Consider the following 17,307-nt stretch of genomic DNA (forward strand, 5'->3'; position numbering starts at 1 on the left):
GTTTTGTCATGGGTGCTTCATTCTTTTCACGAATCGTTTTTTTGGCCGCGCTGTTGTTCGGCCTGCCGTCCTTTGCGGCTTCGCGTTGTGACGTCAATGTTCCGACCGAACGGGTGGATCTGGCCCAGGTAAGCCTGGCGTACCAGAGCATCGGTCGTGCGTCGGACCCGGCCTTGTTGCTGGTGATGGGCCTGGGCGGGCAGTTGATTCACTGGCCGGATGAGGTGGTGGTCGCCCTGTGCCAGCAGGGCTTTCGGGTGATCCGCTATGACAATCGCGATGTCGGTCTGTCGACCTGGCGGCAAGCACCGCCTGAAGCCAACCTGACCTTCGAAGTGCTGCGCTACAAACTCGGATTACCGGTGTCGTCGCCCTACTCGCTGACCGACATGGCCGACGATGGCCTGGGCTTGATGGACGCCTTGCACATCGATCAATTCCACGTGTTGGGCGCCAGCATGGGCGGGATGATCGCCCAGCACATGGCGGCCATGGCACCGCAGCGGGTCGAGAGCCTGACCCTGATCATGACCAGCTCCGGGGCCGAAGGCTTGCCGGCGCCGAGTGCGGCGCTGGTGCAGTTGCTGGCCCGGCGCGGCGCACCGAACCGCGAAGTGGCCCTGGAGCAGCAGGCCGACTTGTTGGCGGCCCTGGGCAGCCCGATGGTCACCGACGATCGCCAGGCGCTGCTGCATCAGGCCGCGCAGTCCTATGACCGGGCGTTCAATCCCGAGGGCGTGAAGCGCCAGATCATGGCCATTCTCGCGGAGCCGAGCCGGGTGGCGCTGCTCAACCAGTTGCGGGTGCCGGCGCTGGTGGTGCATGGCACGGCCGACCCGTTGCTGCCGGTGATGCACGGCGTGCATCTGGCGGCGCATCTGCGTGGCAGTCAGTTGATCCTGATTCCGGGCCTGGCCCATCGCTTCCAGGAAGCTTTCAAGGCGCCGTTGCTGGCGGCGGTGTTGCCGTACTTGCGCGAGCACCGTGAAGACTCTTCGCACTGGGCGCAGATCGAGCCTGTGGCCGATCGCAACCTTCTCTAACCCCTCAATGTTTTCACCATGACACACCGCCATCGCTGGCAAGCCAGCTCCTACAGGGGGCTGCCGCCAGGCACAAATCCCGGGATCGCCCAATACTCCTGTGGGAGCGGGCTTGCTCGCGAAGAGGGAGTGTCAGTTGGTATTTAAGTTGACTGACACACCGCTTTCGCGAGCAAGCCCGCTCCCACAGGGGACCTGGCTCTAGTCTGGATACGTAGCCAGACAGTCACCAGGGTTGCTTTGAGAATCAGGTCCACACTTAATGACTCAGGCCGTACTTTTTCACTTTGTCGAACAACGTGGTCTTGGCCATGCCCAGTTCCTGGCTGGCCTGGGTCAGGTTGCCGCCGCTGCGTAGCAAGGCATCGCTGAGCAGGTTGCGCTCGAACGCTTCCACCGCTTCGGCAAAGGCCAGGCTCTGGTTGCCACCGCCGGCAGCGGTTTTCTTGAACGCCGGCAGGCCCAGGGCAAAACGCTCGGCGACGTTGCGCAGTTCACGCACGTTACCCGGCCAGTCGTGGCTCATCAGGTTCGATACGGTCTGGTTGTCCAGCTCCGGCGCGATGCGGTCGAAGCGCAGGGATGACTGCTGCAGGAAGTGTTCGAACAGCTGCAGGATGTCTTCACGGCGTTCACGCAGCGGCGGCAGTTCCAGGGTCACCACGTTGAGGCGGTAGTACAGGTCGCTGCGGAATTCGCCGGCCTTGCTCGACTCGACGAGGTCGGATTTGGTCGCCGCGATCACCCGGCAATCCACTGCCACGCTCTGGTTCGAACCGAGGCGTTCGAGGGTGCGCTCCTGTAGCACCCGCAGCAGTTTGATCTGCAAGGGCAGGGGCATGCTTTCCACTTCGTCGAGGAACAGCGTGCCGCCGTCGGCGTGTTCGATCTTGCCGATCCGGCGTTTGCCCGCACCCGTAAAGGCGTTGGCCTCGTGGCCGAAGATTTCGCTTTCGAAGAGGTTTTCCGGCAGGCCGCCGCAGTTCAGGGCGACGAACTGCTTGGTGTGCCGCCGACTGAAATCATGCAGGCAGCGCGCAACCAGTTCCTTGCCGGTGCCGGTCTCGCCTTCGATCAACACGTTGGCCGAGGTATCGGCAACGTTGGCGATCAGTTCCCGCAGGTTCTGCATGGCCGGCGAGCGACCGATGATCCGCCCTTCGAGGGAGTCGCGCTCGGCCAGTTGCCGGCGCAGCGACGACACCTCCCGCGCCAGGCTGCGTTGCTCCAGCGCGCGGCGGGCCACGTCCACCAGGCGCTCCGGGGAGAACGGCTTTTCCATGAAGTCGTAGGCGCCTTTCTGCATCGCGCCGACGGCCATGGAGATGTCGCCGTGCCCGGTGATCAGCACCACCGGCAAGCTGCGGTCGCGGGCCTTGAGGCGGGTCAGCAATTCCAGGCCATCGATGCCCGGCAGGCGAATGTCGCTGACAACGATGCCGGCGAAGTTGTCGCCGACGCGCTCCAGGGCTTCTTCGGCGCTGCCCACGCCAATGCAGGGAATGTCTTCCAGGGTCAGCGCCTGTTGGCAGCCGAGCAGCACATGGGGGTCGTCTTCGACGATCAATACACTAAGGTCGTTGTTCATATTGGCTCGGCGGGAGTGGGGCTTACCAACGGTAAACTGAGGACGAATGCGGTACCACCGCTGGCCGGGTGCTCGACACCCAGGTGACCGCCGGTGGCGGCGGCGAGGCTGGCGGAAAGGGTCAGGCCCAGGCCCAGGCCCTGTTCGCCGGGTTTGGTGGTGAAGAAGGGCTCGAACAGGTGCTTGCGCGCTTCGGCGTCGATGCCGTGACCGTTGTCACGCACCCGCAGGCGATATTTGCCATCGAACGCTTCGCCTTCGAGCCACAACTCGGGTTGCGGCTGCGCTTGCATGGCGTCGAGGGCGTTGCCGATCAGGTTGACCAGAATCTGCTCCAGGCGGGTCTGGTCGATCTGCACCTGCACATCGGTGAAATCGCGGTGCAGTTGCAGCTGAATGTTTTCCACCCGGCCGCCGAGCAATTGCAAGGCCGCGTCCACGCCTTTGCCGAGGCAGGCCTGGCCCTTGTCGTCACCGCGGCGGGCAAACGAGCGCAGGCTGGCGGTGATCCGGCCCATGCGGTCGATCAGTTCGTTGATGGTCTTGAGGTTGGTGCTGGCCACATCGAGCTGGCCGCGTTCGAGGAAGCGCACGGTATTGCCCGACAAGGTGCGCAGCGCCGCCAGCGGCTGGTTCAGTTCGTGGGCGATGCTGGTGGACATCTGGCCGATGGCCGCGAGTTTTCCGGCCTGTACCAGCTCATCCTGGGCGCGGCGCAAGGTCTCTTCGGCGTGCCGGCGCTCGCGGATCTGGCCCTTGAGCCGTTCGTTGCTGGCGCGCAGGTCGGTGGTGCGTTCGGTAATCCGACGCTCCAGCTGATTGTTGGCTTCCTGCAAGGCTTCCCGGGCCGCGAGACGGGTGGCGATCACCTTGCGCCGTTCGTTCCAGGCGATCAACAGAAAGGCGCAGAGGGCAAAGGCCACGGCCACCAGAATCCCCTGGTTGATCGCTTCACGACGCAAGTCCTGGAGCGGCGTGAGCAGGGTGAAATTCCACGGCGTATCGCTCAACTGCCGGGTTTGCGACAGGTAGCTGATGTTTTCATCGTCGGACACCAGTTCGCTGTTGGCCGGGAACGTGAGTTTTTCCACGCCCTCGGACAGGGTTTCCCGGGCCAGCGGTTGCAGTTCGTTGAGCGGGAACCAGTAGTACTGCAGGCTGCGGGCGAGCTTTTCCTTGGTTTCTTCACTCAGCGGCACCACCGACTTCAAGCGCCGGGCCGGATCGCTGGACAGAATGATGATGCCGTTCTCGTCGCTGACGAAGGCTTCCAGGCGCGCCCGCTGCCAGCGTTCTTCCATGGCTTCCAGGCGGACCTTGACCACGGCGACGCCGATGATCTTGCCGTGCTCTTCCAGTCCATGGGCCAGGTAGTAACCGGGTTCGCCGTTGGTGCTGCCGATGCCATAGAAACGCCCGGGCTGACCGCGCACGGCGTTCTGGAAATAGGCGCGAAAGGACAGGTCTTCACCCAGGTAACTGTCGACATCGCGCCAGTTGCTGGTGGCCATGACGCGGCCGGTGGTGTCCATCACGTAGATGGCCCGACTGCGGCTGCGCCGGTTCAGGCCTTCAAGGTAATCGTTGACCGCTTGCCGGTGTTCCGGGGTCGGGTCGGCCAGCAGCTGCGAAACACTGGTTTCGAGTTCCAGCAGGCTGGGCAGGTAGGTGTATTTGCTGATTTCGCTTTCGACGGCACGGGCGTGCAGTTCCAGCTGGCGCTGGCCGTTTTCGCTGAGGCTGCGGATGCCGTAGTGCTCACTGATCCAGAAGCCGATATAGCCCAGTCCGATCATCATGGCGATGATCAGGGGCGGCAGGAACAAATGACGAACCAGACGGGGTTTCACGGCGAGTGATGGCGACGTTGCGCGATAAAGATTGGGGTCGCATTTCATCACAGATGCCTTGGGTCAACCACAACACAAATCTGAACCTTGCACCGGTCCTTGTAGGAGCCGGCTCTGTGGCGAGGGGGCTTGCCGGATCGCCGCATCGCCCCGTTCGGCTGCGCAGCAGTCGTAAACCCTACCCACGCGGTTCGACTTTGCAATGCCGGGGCCGCTTCGCGACCCAACGGGGGCAAGCCCCCTCGCCACACAAGCCCGCCTCCACAGAGGGAGCGGTGTTTGCTTAGTGCTGCAAGATCTTGTTGAGGAAGTGCTGCGTACGTTCGGCACGGTGGCTGATGTCGCCGAAGAACTCTTCTTTCTTGCAGTCTTCAATGATCTTGCCCTGGTCCATGAAGATGACGCGGTCAGCCACTTTACGGGCGAAGCCCATTTCGTGGGTCACGCACATCATGGTCATGCCTTCGTGGGCCAGTTGCACCATCACGTCGAGCACTTCGTTGACCATTTCCGGGTCCAGCGCCGAGGTCGGTTCGTCGAACAGCATGACGATCGGGTCCATCGCCAGCGCACGGGCAATCGCCACACGCTGCTGTTGGCCACCGGACAGTTGACCCGGGTGCTTGTGGGCGTGAGCCGACAGGCCGACACGTTCGAGCAGTTGCAGGCCTTTCTTGGTGGCTTCTTCCTTGCTGCGGCCCAGCACCTTGATCTGCGCGATGGTCAGGTTTTCGGTGATGGTCAGGTGCGGGAACAGCTCGAAGTGCTGGAACACCATGCCCACGCGCGAACGCAGTTTCGGCAGGTTGGTTTTCGGGTCGGCGATGGAGGTGCCGTCGACCACGATGTCACCCTTCTGGAACGGTTCCAGGGCGTTGACGCACTTGATCAGCGTCGACTTGCCGGAGCCGGATGGCCCGCACACCACGATCACTTCGCCTTTTTTGACCTCGGTGCTGCAATCAGTCAGTACCTGGAAGTCCCCATACCACTTGTTGATGCTTTTGATAGAGATCATACGGCGAACCTTTTTTGCAGACGCTTGACCAGCTGCGAGGCGGCAAAGCTGATGATGAAGTACACGAGACCGGCGAAAACCAGGAACTCATTGGAGCGGCCAATGATGTCGCCGCTGGCGCGCGAAGCATTGAGGAAGTCCACCAGGCCGACGGCGTAGACCAGCGAGGTGTCCTGAAACAGGATGATGCTCTGCTGCAGCAGCAGCGGGGTCATCTTGCGGAACGCTTGCGGCAGGATGATCAGGCGCATCATCTGGCCGTAGCTCATGCCCAGTGCCTGGGCAGCGCCCATCTGGCCCTTGGGAATCGACTGCACGCCAGCACGGACGATTTCGCAGAAGTACGCCGCTTCGAACATCATGAACGCCACGATGCACGAGGCGAACGCGCCGATCGGCGTGTCTTCGCCGGTGATCCAGCGCAGTACGAACGGCACCGCCAGGTAGAACCAGGTGATCACCAGCAGCAGCGGAATCGAGCGGAAGTAGTTGACGTAGGCGCCAGCCAGGTTCGACAGCAGTTTGTTGTGGGACAGACGGCACAGCGCCAGGATCGTGCCGAGGATGATCCCGCCGACCACGCCCATGGCCATCAGCTTGAGGGTCATGATCATGCCGTTCCACAAACCGGGAATGGCCGGGATGATGCCCGAGAAGTCGAATTCCATCATTTACCCCCTACGGAGATCAGGCCCGGTACGGCGACTTTCTTCTCGACCAGACGCATCAGCAACATCAGGCTCATGTTCAGGGTGAAGTAGATCAGCGTTGCCAGGGTGAAGGCTTCGAACAGGTTGGCGGAGAACTCGGCGGTCTGTTTGGTCTGCGCGAGCAATTCCATCAAGCCGATCAGCGAGGCCACGGAGGTGTTCTTGAAAACGTTCAGGAATTCCGAGGTAAGCGGCGGAATGATGATCCGGTAGGCCTGGGGCAGCAGCACGTTCCAGTAGATCTGCGGCAGCTTGAAACCCATGGCACGGGCCGCGGATTCCTGGCCTTTTGGCAGGGCCTGGATACCGGTGCGCACCTGTTCGCAAACCCGGGCGGTGGTGAACAGGCCCAGGCACACGACGACGCTGAGGAAGGCCGAGGTGGTCGGGTTCAGGTCCTGCTTGTACCACTCTTGCAGGTCGGCCGGCAGCAGGTCGGGTACCAGGAAGTACCAGATGAACAGCTGAACCAGCAGCGGCACGTTACGGAAGAGTTCGACGTAGCAGGTGGCGATGCCCGATACGATGCGATTCGGCACGGTACGCATGACGCCCAGGATCGAGCCCAGTGTCAGGGCAATGATCCAGGCCACGATGGCGATGGCGATGGTCCAGCCCAGACCGGTCACGTACCAGTCGAGATAAGTCTCGCTGCCCACGCCGGTGGACTTGAAGAACACGCCCCAGTCCCAGTTGTAATTCATTAGGGTCTCCCCTCAGTTCAATCGATGTACAAGTGCCCGCTTGGGGGAAGCTCCGTTCCCGCCTGATCTTTACGTCAGGCACACGCCCCCGGCTCGGCAGCCACCGGTTCGAGTGTTTCCAAAAAATGCCAGCAGGAAGTGACCACCTCCTGAAAGGGCACGCGCCCTGTCAGGAGGTAAGGTTAGTCAGAAATCAGGATTTCTTTTCGTCAGCCGCTTTATCGGTCGGATTGGCGATCAGGGCCTTGAGTTCGTTGCTCATCGGGAAGTTCAGGTTCAGGCCTTTTGGCGGGATTGGCTGCATGAACCATTTTTCGTAGATCTTGTTGATCTCGCCCGATGCGTAGGTGGCCTTGATGGCGTCATCCACAGCCTTTTTGAACGGCTCGTCGCCTTTGCGCACCATGCAGCCGTAGATTTCGAAGGATTGTGGAGTACCGGTCACGGCCCAGTCATCGGCCTTCTTGGCCTTGGCGGCTTCACCGGCCAGTAGGGCGTCGTCCATCATGAAGGCCACGGCACGACCCGATTCCAGCATCTGGAAGGATTCGCCGTGGTCCTTGGCGGAGATGACGTTCATGCCCATCTGCTTGTCGGCGTTCATCGATTTGAGGATGCGCTCGGACGTGGTGCCAGCGGTGGTCACGACGTTCTTGCCTTTCAGATCGTCGAAATCCTTGTACTGGGAGCCTGCCTTGGACAGCAGGCGGGTACCGATTTCGAAGATGCCGACGGAGAAGTCGACTTGCTGCTGACGCTCGACATTGTTGGTGGTGGAACCGCACTCGAGGTCCACGGTGCCGTTCTGCACCAGTGGGATACGGGTTTGCGAAGTCACCAGGTTGTACTTGACCTGGAGGTTCGGCATATCCAGGTCTTTCTTGATGGCTTCGACGACTTTCAGCTGGATGTCGTGGGAGTAGCCGACCGGTTTGCCGGTAGCGTCCGCAATGTAGGAAAACGGAATGGAAGCGTCGCGATGGCCCAGGGTGATGGTGCCGGACTCTTTGATCTTCTTCAGGGTGCCGGTGAGTTCGGCGGCGAAAACCGGAGTGCTGATCAGAGCGGCAGCAATGGCTGCGCCCAGGATATGGGGAACGATGCGCATCAAATTTTCCTCGACTTTGTTTTTTTTATGGAGCCAGTTCATCGGCCCTTTTTGTGCTGCAAAACACCTGAGCGCGTTGATAAGTACGCGCAAAGGACATTCGTCGAAGAAGTGTAGAGCATGACTCGTGCCAGACCAGTGCTAATAGGTTAAGTCATTGATTTATAACTAAATTAAATATTTATGGCGCGAATGTTGAAGCTGAATGATCCGGTTAACCGAACCGACCCGCAGGTCGCGTTCGGAAAACCGAATGGCGGATTGTCTGAATCGCTTCCTGAAGGAGCCGGCTTGCCGGCGATAGCGGTCTCGAGATCGCCATCGCCGGCAAGCAGGCTCCTACGGGGAGGGTATGTCAGGGATATTTGCGCTTGTCCGGTGCTGGCGGGAAGTACTGGTACAACCAGGTCTCACTCAGCGTGCGGTCGTTGGTGCGGATGAACAGACGCAGCTCGACGGGCTCCACGCTGTCATTGGTCGGGTACCAGTCGAACAGGACACGGTAACCCTTGATGTCATCGAGTTTCAGGATGCTGAAATCCTTGACCTCGCCGTTCGAGCAGGTGACGACCGGCTCAATGCCCGCGCCTTCAGGCAAACGGTCCAGGCCGCCGCCAGTGAAGTCCACGGCGAAACGACGGGCCCAGACTGGCGGATAATGCTCGCCCGGCGCCCAGCCTTCGGTGAAACCGCCCATCCCGGAACGGGTGGCGTTGACTCGCGCCAGTGGTGTGCCGACCGGTGGCAGTGCGCTCCAGTAGAGCTTGTAGCCGTAATTCAGCGAGTCGCCGGCAGCCACCGGTTTCTTCGGGGTCCAGAAAGCGACGATGTTGTCCATGGTTTCGCCGGTGGTGGGGATTTCCAGCAGGTCGACCGAGCCTTCGCCCCAGGCGGTGGTCGGTTCGACCCACAGGCTCGGGCGGCGGCTGTACCAGTCGACGGTGTCCTGGTAGCTGGCGAACTCGTGATCGGTCTGCACCAGGCCGAAACCTTTCGGGTCCTTGTCGGCGAAGGCATTGAATTGCAGGGTCGCCGGGTTATTCAGCGGGCGGCAGATCCACTCGCCGTTGCCGCGCCACATGGCCAGGCGATCGGAGTCGTGGATTTGCGGGTGAATGGTGTCGCACATCCGGCGTTCGTGGGTGCCGCAGCTGAACATGCTGGTCATCGGCGCGATGCCCAACTGATCGATGGCGGTGCGTGCATTGACGTGGGCATCAATTTCCATCACTACGCGCTCGGCCTGGCAGTCGATATCGAAGCGGTAGGCACCGGTGGCGCTCGGCGAGTCGAGCAGGGCGTAGACCACGAAGCGGGTGCTGTCCTTGTCCGGTGTCTCGAACCAGAACTTGGTGAAATCGGGGAATTCTTCGCGCTTCTTGGCGTAGGTGTCGATGGCCAGTCCGCGGGCCGACAAACCGTACTGGCCGGTAGCGTCCACCGCTCGGAAGTAACTGGCGCCGAGGAAGGACACGACGTCGTGCTTGTCCAGTTCCGGGGCCTTGAACAACTTGAAGCCGGAGAAACCCAGGTCGCCCTTGAGCTGTGCGGTGTCGACCGTGGTGTTTTCATAGTTGAACAGCGACGGGCGGAAATGCACCTCACGCGCCTGGCGGGTCTTGGGGTCGACGCTGTACATGCGTACCGGCTGCTTGAATCCCATGCCGACGTGGAAAAACTGCACATCCAGCTGACCGTTCAGGTCATTCCACAAAGAGTGGTTGGCGTCGTAGCGGATCGCATTGAAGTTCTGCGGCGTCATGCTCGCCAGGGTCGGCGGCAACTGTTGTTTGGTGTCCTGGTAGCGATTGCTGGCGAGCTGTTTGGCCTGGAGCTTCAGCGCCTCGAAATCGAACGCGGTGGCCTCGCCATCAGCGGTGCCGCCGCTGGCGGCCCAAGCGCGGGCGGCGAGCAGGCCGGTGGCGGACAAACCGGTGTAGGCCGCGATAGCCATGGAGGCTTTGAGCAAGTTCCTGCGGTGCATAAATACAACCTGTCGTGAACAATCCCGCGCCGTTCCTGGCACGTGCTGGATCAGAAATATCGGTTCGGACATGCCTTCGGCCAAACGCAACGGACTTTTAAACAGATGCCGGCTAGCTTAAACCGTTCGATTGCAGAGCAAAATTGATTGATGGCACGACGCTGGCTCGGCAATGAAACAAGACATGTCGGGAAACAATTCCGACAGTGGTTTCTGATTTAGAGGGCATATCTGCTTTTTTCGACTAATTACTCTAAAAACTGTTTTTCAGCGCCCGGAATATTTCTATTCTGTGCACATGACCGGTTTATGCCCTTCGGGCCGGTGCGTTTCAGTTGGCACGAGGCGCTGCTGAAAAAGGGTTAGGGCGATGCGGTTTGTTGCAGTTTTCTTTGACGTATAGAGAAGGACATCGTCCATGTCGAAAGTACAAGGCATTACCGAAATATTGGGAATCTTTCCATGCCTGGCCATGGGGCGACGCAGGCGTCGGCTCAATAACGAGGAAATGAAGTTGGTGGAGCGCTATCGGGAGTTGTCGGAGAACGACAGGATTGCGATGAGGTATCTGGTGGATGCGATGAGGAGTGTTTCGAGGTTTTGAGCAGGGCTGGTTACCGTGATAGCCATTTGGCCTTCACGGTGGCCAGGCTGGTTAACCTGCCTGCATCAGCGTCGGCTATGCCAGCATCTATTGCTTGCTGTCGGACGAATTGCTGGTCGAGCTTATGGAGAGACGCTTCTGCAAACGAGCTATCACATGGAATCATTTCGATGATGTTTCGTTTGACGCTGCGAGTCTCGTTCATGTGGATATAACTCATTGAGCAGGACAATTTATTGAGAGGACTCAAACCAAAGGGGCGGACTGTGAAGTCCGTCCCTTTTTGATCAGCCCGACTTATCCCTTCAACTGCACGTGCCGGCGATTGGGAAGGGGTGCTACACCTGCATCAACTCAGGCATGTCTCGCCACTTGATCCAGGCGTGATGTTGGTAATGCAGCAAGGGCACCGAAACTCCGGCCCAATTCAAGGAGCTCAGGCTTGGCAGGTTTTCCACAGGCTCTGATTTCGCATCACGCAGCGAGGGTATGACTTCGTTGCTCAACCACTGACGCAGATTGCGATTTTCCGGAACGAAGTGGTGGACCAGCAAGGCGTACATGCCGGATTCGCTGACCATCAGGGTTTCGACCGTTTTGCCGTCCTTGCGCAGCCAGACGCTGCGACGTTGGTCGGGATCGAGTTTGAGGGTCAGGCGTTCATTGAGTGGTTTGCCCATCAAGCGACCTAGATCCTGGGCGCAGAACCAGGCTTGGTTGGCTTGCATGAAGGCGTGGAGGAAACGGTTGTGGCGGGTGAAGACATTAGGAATGAAGCAGGAAGGAATTTCAGTCGGATGAGATGTGTGCTTGTGCATTTTTCGACTCCATGTTGAAGAAAGGAGCCGCCAGTAATCCTTCGACAGATTTGGGTGGCGGACCGTGGGGCGTTCGAAGTCGGAACATTCTCGATCAACATGGAAGCCGAGAGGCCCGCGCCACACGGCCCGCCATAACGCGAAACTGAAAGGCAAAAAAATGCCCCAGCTCATATGGGGGGGCGGATGCGCCATGTTGATGTGTTCCGGCTTCGACTCCGGGCCGCTGATTTGGCAGCGACGGGATGAAGCCTATCGGTCAGGCGCTCGCGGCGCCAAGTCTACTCTGGCGACGCGTGTTGTAGGAATCGAGGGTTTTTCAGGAAGGCTGCGTCTGTAGGAAATTCCTGTTTTTGCACTCATTACAGAGACGATATTCCTGAGTCGCGGTATTTCCGTTATTTAAGCGGATCCGGGATAGGAGGCGAAAACTTGGACCAGAGGAGTAGATCTGTGGCTGACGACCGTGACGAGAAACGTAAGAGTGATGCTCAGGATCGCTTCGAAGCGGTGCGCGGCAAAGCCGATATCAAATGGCAAACTGATGAGTTGATGGCATTACTAAGGGGCGGGAGCGTGTTGGTTGAGGTTCTGGACGACGATGCCGTCTGAGGTTTTTGACTCCACGGATCGCTGGGAATGGCCATCCGTGGAGCTCAATTACCGTTGTTTAACCCACTTCCCCCACCGCTCGATACGCCTCATCGATCGCCGCATGGGCATACGCGCTCCACGCCGCGTCCGAGTTGGCAATGCTCACCCGTCCTACTGGCTGACGCGCCAGTTCCATCAGTTTCTCGCTCTCGTCGGCATCGTCGTACAGGCTGTTGGAGAAGTACGCGTAGCCGTGTGACCAGCGGTTGACGGTGATGGCGAGGATGTCGGTTTCGTGGTTGAAACCGCCAGGGCCGAGCATGCGTTGCAGTTGGTCGCGCAATTGCGCTTCCAGTTGTTCGAAGCTCTGGCCATACAGGCGAGCACGGCCGGCGCGGGCCTGGTCGCGGGCGTTCATGCCGCTGTTGGGGCTGGTGGGGACGTAGACCATGTGCAGGCCAATGGGTTGTGTCGGGTCTTTCGGGTGGTCGTAGCCGCCCATGCTCACCGGGTAGTCGAGTTTGATCCGGCTGTAGGGTTGGGTCGCGGCGTAGATTTCATGCACGCCGAGCTTCTGGAATGACTGCCAGTTGCGGATCACCACCTTGGTGTAGACCAGCGGGAACTTCACGTTCTGGCTCAGGGCGTGGGATTGCTCGGCGGGTAGGTCGCGCAGCAGGTACGGGATGATCATGTTGTAGCAGGCCATGATGCAATGCTTGCCGCGCACCTGGCTGAGCTGGCCGCCACGGCTGTAGCCGACGTTCACGCCGCTGCCGACGTTGCGCACGCTAACCGCTGTGCTGTTCAGGCGGATGCGCACTGGGGCTTTGGCCTGGTCGAGTTTGGCGTAGTCGAACGGGGCCAGGACGATGTCGTCCATGGTATGTCCAGGCGCCACGGCCGGGATCAGGCTGCGCACCAGCAAGCGCGCCAGCGAGGCATTGCCGTCGGGGAAGTGGTAGATGTAGGGCTCTTCCATTTCTGCCTGGGCTTCTTCGCTGATCGGCTCCAGATTCATCGCGCTGAAACCTGGGAAACCGACCGAGTAGGCGTCGGACGCGGCCACCGCGTCGATGCTCAGGGCCATGAAGTCGTTGGTGCGGCTCTGGAAATATTTAACCGCCTGAGCCGACAGGCCTACATCCTTGAGCAGGAAGTCCTGATAGCTGGTGGCTTCCAGGTGGGCGGTTTTTTCCTCGGTGGTTTTGCCGGGCAGGTAATCCTTGGGCGTCATGTGCAGGGCGATCAACGCCTGGCGGTCAGCTTCCGGCAACGGGAAGTCGTTGATGAAGTCGGGGATGGAGCGGGCGTGCAACTGGTCGGGGGCGATGTCGTCGGCCACCATCGGCGTCGGGTCGCCGGTCACCAGTTTGTCTTCGCCGAAGTTTTCCTTGTCGAAGAACACCCCGCGGGACAGGCCCAGGCCCGGGTAGAACTGGCGATCAAAAGCTGTCTCGAAGCGCTTGATATTGACCCCGAGTTTCTTCAGCAGGCCGTTCACTTCCTTGCTGTATAGATGGTTCGGCGACTGGAAGGCTTCACTGCCGCCGTAGCCGATGATCATGCGACCACCGGCGGAGAATTCGTTGCGCTTGGCGCGACCGCCGAAGTCGTCGTGGTTTTCCAGAATCAGGATGCGCGCTTTCGGATGTTTCTCACGGTAGAACCACGCAGCGGACAGACCGCTGAGGCCGCCTCCTACCACTACCAGGTCATATTCTTCGGTGATCGGCAGCTTGTCGGTGTCGAAGATCTTTTTCTCCCAGCCCATCTGGTGGGCAATTTCGAACGAGCCGACGTGGCTGCCCCGCAGGCCGGTGAGGGCCGGTGGGTAGTAGCGCCCGTCGGGGGCGGCCTGGAGAAGTTGCAGAGGGGTCATGCCGGCAGCGATGGTGACAGCGACGCCGTTGAGAAAGTCGCGGCGGGTGATATCCATATTTCTTCCTTGTTGGTTTTTTAGATCGCCCCGGCGCCACATCGGCACCGGGGCGAATGCCGTTACCGGCTGACTTTCCAGGCATCGCCCGCAGGTGCCTTGCCGTGGTCATACGGCTTGGCGATCCACATGTAGAGCAAGCCCAGGCCAATCACGATGGCGGTACTGAGCACCATCGCGTAGTTGATGTACCACGCAGCGTCCGGCGTACGTGGCCAGGCCATGTTGATGATTGCACCGACACCATAGACCAGCGCGCCGATGTTCACCGCCCAGCCCCAGGCGCCGAGGGTGAATTTGCCGCTCGGTTTCCAGCCCTTCATGCGCGCATACAGGGCCGCCAGCACAATCATCTGGAACGCCAGGTAGATGCCGATCGCCGCGAAGCTGACGATGGTGGCGACCGCGTCCTGCAGGAAGAAGCCGAGGATGATGATCAGCGCCGGCAGGACGCCGGACACGAACAGCGCGGCAACCGGAACTTGAGTCGTAGGGGAAATCTTCTTCAGCAGTCGGCTGCCGATGACCATTTCATCACGGGCGTAGGAATACAGCAGACGACTGGCCGCCGCTTGCAGGCTGATCACGCAGGAGATGAAGGAAATCATCACCACGCCCATCACGACTTTCGAACCCACCGGCCCGAACGCGTTGTTGAGGATGGTGGTGACCGGGTCCTTGTCGGTACCGTTGATCACGGCTTGCATGTCCGGCACGGCCAGGATCAGCGCCAGGCAGGCGAACATCGCCGCGATGCCGCCGATGTAGATGGTCATGCGCATGGCCACCGGGATTTTCTTGCTCGGGTTCGGGGTTTCTTCGGCAACGTCGCCGCAGGCCTCGAAGCCGTAGTACAGGAACATCCCCGCCAGCGAAGCGGTGAGGAACGCCGGCAGGTACGAGCCGTCGACGCTGATATCGAAGGTGTTGAACAACACGCTGAGCGGTTGATGACGCTCGAAAATCAGCAGGTAAACGCCAACGATCACCGCGCCGACCAATTCGCAGAGGAAGCCGAACATGGCGATACGCGCCAGCACTTTGGTGCCGCTGAGGTTGACCAGGGTGGCGAACAGCGTCAGGAACAGGGCGATGATGATGTTGGTGTTGTTGCTTGGCTCAAAGCCCATCATGGCGGCGAGGTACGGACCGGCACCCACGGCAACCGCCGCGATGGTCACGCACAGCGCGATGGAGTAGATCCAGCCAACCATCCACGCCCAGCGCTTGCCCACCAGGCGACGGGCCCATGGGTACACGCCGCCGGAAATCGGGAACTGCGAAACCACTTCGCCGAAGATCAGGCATACCAGCAACTGGCCGCAACCGACCAGCAGGTAAGCCCAGAACATCGGTGGTCCACCGGCGGCCAGGCACAGGCCGAACAGGGTATACACCCCGACGACCGGGGACAGGTAGGTGAAGCCCAGGGCGAAGTTTTCCCACAGGCTCATGCTGCGATTGAAGTTGGAGGTGTAACCCAGTTTGCGTAGTTGCTCGGCATCGCTGTCGGCAAGGGCTGTAGAGAGATCGGGTGATGCACTCATGTGTGTTTGCTCCGGAAAATCGGCAGATTTCGGATGTCCGAAACCGTGGCGGGGCGTTGGGAGCGCCGCCCGGATCGGTGGTTATTGTTTTGTCTTCTTTGGGGTGGAGCCTGGTGGTGCGTATTGCCGGTTTCTGCCTTGAAACCGAGGTGACCTCTTCGCTGTAGGAGCGAGCTTGCTCGCGAAAAATCTGAGGACACCGCGGGGCGTCAGGATCCCCGTGTCATCGTTGACGTCCATCGCGAGCAAGCTCGCTCCTACAGGCGATGCGTTTCTTAGTGCTTGAACATCACATGCCGAACCACGGTGTAGTCCTCCAGCCCATACATGGACATGTCCTTGCCATAACCGGACAGTTTCTGACCGCCGTGAGGCATTTCGCTGACCAGCATGAAGTGCGTATTCACCCAGGTGCAGCCGTACTGCAAACGCGCCGACAGGCGATGGGCGCGGCCGACGTCGGCGGTCCACACCGATGACGCCAGGCCATAGTCCGAGTCGTTGGCCCAGCCCAGCACTTGAGCTTCATCGCTGAACTTGGTCACCGACACCACCGGTCCGAACACTTCGCGGCGGACAATTTCGTCGTCCTGCTGCGCGTCGGCCAGTACGGTCGGTTCGAAGAAGAAGCCGTTGCCTTCCACAGCCTTGCCGCCGGTGATCAAGCGGATGTGCGGCTGGGCGATGGCGCGCTCGACGAAACTGGCCACGCGGTCGCGGTGTTGTGCGGTGATCAGCGGGCCGAGTTCGGTCGATGGATCATCCTGCAAGCCGTACTTGATGCTGCTGACGGCGGCGCCGAGCTTCTCGACGAACTTTTCGTAGATGCCTGCCTGGGCATAGATGCGGCAGGCCGCGGTGCAGTCCTGGCCGGCGTTGTAGAAACCGAAGGTGCGGATGCCTTCCACGGCGCCGTCGATGTCGGCGTCGTCGAAGATGATCACCGGGGCCTTGCCGCCCAGTTCCATGTGCATGCGTTTGACGCTGTCGGCGGTGCTGGAAATGATGTTCGAACCGGTGGCGATCGAACCGGTCAGCGACACCATGCGCACTTTCGGGTGAGTGACCAGCGGGCTGCCGACGCTAGGACCACGGCCGAACACCAGGTTGAGTACGCCGGCCGGGAAGATCTCCGACGCCAGTTCGGCCAGGCGCAGGGCGGTCAGCGGCGTCTGTTCCGACGGCTTGAGCACCACGGTATTACCGGCGGCCAGGGCCGGGGCGATTTTCCAGGCGACCATCATCAGCGGGTAGTTCCACGGCGCGATGGAGGCGATCACGCCCACCGGATCGCGGCGGATCATCGAGGTGTGGCCGGGCAGGTACTCGCCACCGGCCGAACCGCTCATGCAACGGCTGGCGCCGGCGAAGAAGCGGAACACGTCGGCAATCGCCGGGATCTCGTCGTTCAGCGCGGCGCTGTAGGGCTTGCCGCAGTTGTCCGATTCCAGCTTGGCCAGTTCTTCGCCGTGGGCTTCGATGGCATCGGCGAGTTTGAGCAGTAGCAGGGAGCGCTCTTTCGGCGGGGTCTGCGACCAGCTGTCGAACGCGGCATCGGCGGCGCGCACGGCGGCATCGACCTGGGCTTCGCTGGCTTCGTTGATTTCCACCAGCACACGGCCGAGCGCCGGGTTGAACACCGGTTGGGCGGGGCCTTCGCCGTCCTGCAGTTGGCCGTTGATCAGGAGTTTAGTTTGCATGTTCATGTCCTCTTTGGCGCTTTTATTGTTCTGTAGAAACCGGATCACTGTAGGAGCGAGCCTGCTCGCGATGGACGTGAACGATGACGCGTTCATCCAG

14 protein-coding genes are annotated in these 17,307 nt (G+C 60.5%); 3 read left to right on the forward strand and 11 right to left on the reverse strand.

The window, feature by feature from the left end; translation table 11 throughout:
- Positions 1–8: 8 nt before the first annotated feature.
- Complete coding sequence (locus KGA88_RS26245) at positions 9–1,043, forward strand: alpha/beta fold hydrolase (protein ID WP_110662341.1); 1,035 nt, start codon at positions 9–11, stop codon at positions 1,041–1,043.
- A gap of 259 nt (positions 1,044–1,302) precedes the next feature.
- On the opposite strand, the gene KGA88_RS26250 is transcribed toward KGA88_RS26245, so the two are convergent.
- From KGA88_RS26250 to KGA88_RS26280, 7 genes are all read right to left on the reverse strand, one after another.
- Positions 1,303–2,631, reverse strand: coding sequence for a sigma-54-dependent transcriptional regulator (locus tag KGA88_RS26250; protein WP_223595264.1), 1,329 nt, complete (start codon positions 2,629–2,631; stop codon positions 1,303–1,305).
- Positions 2,628–4,529 (reverse strand): sensor histidine kinase, encoded by a 1,902-nt coding sequence (locus KGA88_RS26255; RefSeq protein WP_223595266.1) that lies wholly within the window; start codon positions 4,527–4,529, stop codon positions 2,628–2,630. Before KGA88_RS26255 ends, KGA88_RS26250 begins: the two co-directional genes overlap by 4 nt.
- A 235-nt stretch (positions 4,530–4,764) precedes the next feature.
- On the reverse strand, positions 4,765–5,499 hold the full coding sequence (locus tag KGA88_RS26260) for an amino acid ABC transporter ATP-binding protein (RefSeq protein ID WP_015093699.1): 735 nt from the start codon (positions 5,497–5,499) through the stop codon (positions 4,765–4,767).
- Positions 5,496–6,167: an amino acid ABC transporter permease gene (locus KGA88_RS26265; RefSeq protein WP_110661446.1), complete on the reverse strand. Its 672-nt coding sequence runs from the start codon at positions 6,165–6,167 to the stop codon at positions 5,496–5,498. The genes KGA88_RS26260 and KGA88_RS26265 overlap by 4 nt, the downstream gene beginning before the upstream one ends.
- Entirely contained in the window at positions 6,167–6,913 is a 747-nt protein-coding gene (locus KGA88_RS26270) for an amino acid ABC transporter permease (RefSeq protein ID WP_110661448.1), read from the reverse strand. The genes KGA88_RS26265 and KGA88_RS26270 overlap by 1 nt, the downstream gene beginning before the upstream one ends.
- Before the next feature lie 193 nt (positions 6,914–7,106).
- Positions 7,107–8,021 (reverse strand): glutamate/aspartate ABC transporter substrate-binding protein, encoded by a 915-nt coding sequence (locus tag KGA88_RS26275; RefSeq protein ID WP_223595271.1) that lies wholly within the window; start codon positions 8,019–8,021, stop codon positions 7,107–7,109.
- 355 nt (positions 8,022–8,376) lie between these two features.
- Positions 8,377–10,005 (reverse strand): glucan biosynthesis protein D, encoded by a 1,629-nt coding sequence (locus KGA88_RS26280; RefSeq protein ID WP_223595273.1) that lies wholly within the window; start codon positions 10,003–10,005, stop codon positions 8,377–8,379.
- Between the two features lie 418 nt (positions 10,006–10,423).
- Between KGA88_RS26280 and KGA88_RS26285 the strand changes: the two genes are divergently transcribed.
- Complete coding sequence (locus KGA88_RS26285; protein ID WP_110662350.1) at positions 10,424–10,609, forward strand: hypothetical protein; 186 nt, start codon at positions 10,424–10,426, stop codon at positions 10,607–10,609.
- A gap of 338 nt (positions 10,610–10,947) precedes the next feature.
- Here KGA88_RS26285 and KGA88_RS26290 read toward each other — a convergent pair whose 3' ends face one another.
- The gene (locus KGA88_RS26290; RefSeq protein ID WP_223595275.1) at positions 10,948–11,427 is read right to left on the reverse strand and encodes a Bro-N domain-containing protein; all 480 of its coding nucleotides are present in this window, start codon (positions 11,425–11,427) and stop codon (positions 10,948–10,950) included.
- 453 nt (positions 11,428–11,880) lie between these two features.
- On the opposite strand from KGA88_RS26290, the gene KGA88_RS26295 reads away from it, so the two are divergent.
- A complete protein-coding gene (locus tag KGA88_RS26295) occupies positions 11,881–12,039 on the forward strand; it encodes a hypothetical protein (protein ID WP_181432145.1) in 159 nt (52 codons plus the stop codon).
- Between the two features lie 58 nt (positions 12,040–12,097).
- On the opposite strand, the gene KGA88_RS26300 is transcribed toward KGA88_RS26295, so the two are convergent.
- The 3 genes from KGA88_RS26300 to KGA88_RS26315 all read right to left on the reverse strand — a co-directional run bounded on the left by KGA88_RS26300 (position 12,098) and on the right by KGA88_RS26315 (position 17,207).
- The gene (locus KGA88_RS26300; RefSeq protein WP_223595276.1) at positions 12,098–13,960 is read right to left on the reverse strand and encodes an NAD(P)/FAD-dependent oxidoreductase; all 1,863 of its coding nucleotides are present in this window, start codon (positions 13,958–13,960) and stop codon (positions 12,098–12,100) included.
- Between the two features lie 62 nt (positions 13,961–14,022).
- Positions 14,023–15,507, reverse strand: a complete 1,485-nt coding sequence (locus KGA88_RS26305; protein ID WP_223595277.1) for an APC family permease — start codon at positions 15,505–15,507, stop codon at positions 14,023–14,025.
- 275 nt (positions 15,508–15,782) lie between these two features.
- Positions 15,783–17,207: a gamma-aminobutyraldehyde dehydrogenase gene (locus KGA88_RS26315; protein ID WP_223595278.1), complete on the reverse strand. Its 1,425-nt coding sequence runs from the start codon at positions 17,205–17,207 to the stop codon at positions 15,783–15,785.
- Positions 17,208–17,307: the final 100 nt, after the last annotated feature.

This window comes from Pseudomonas sp. A-R-19 (assembly GCF_019956575.1).
Lineage (GTDB): Bacteria > Pseudomonadota > Gammaproteobacteria > Pseudomonadales > Pseudomonadaceae > Aquipseudomonas.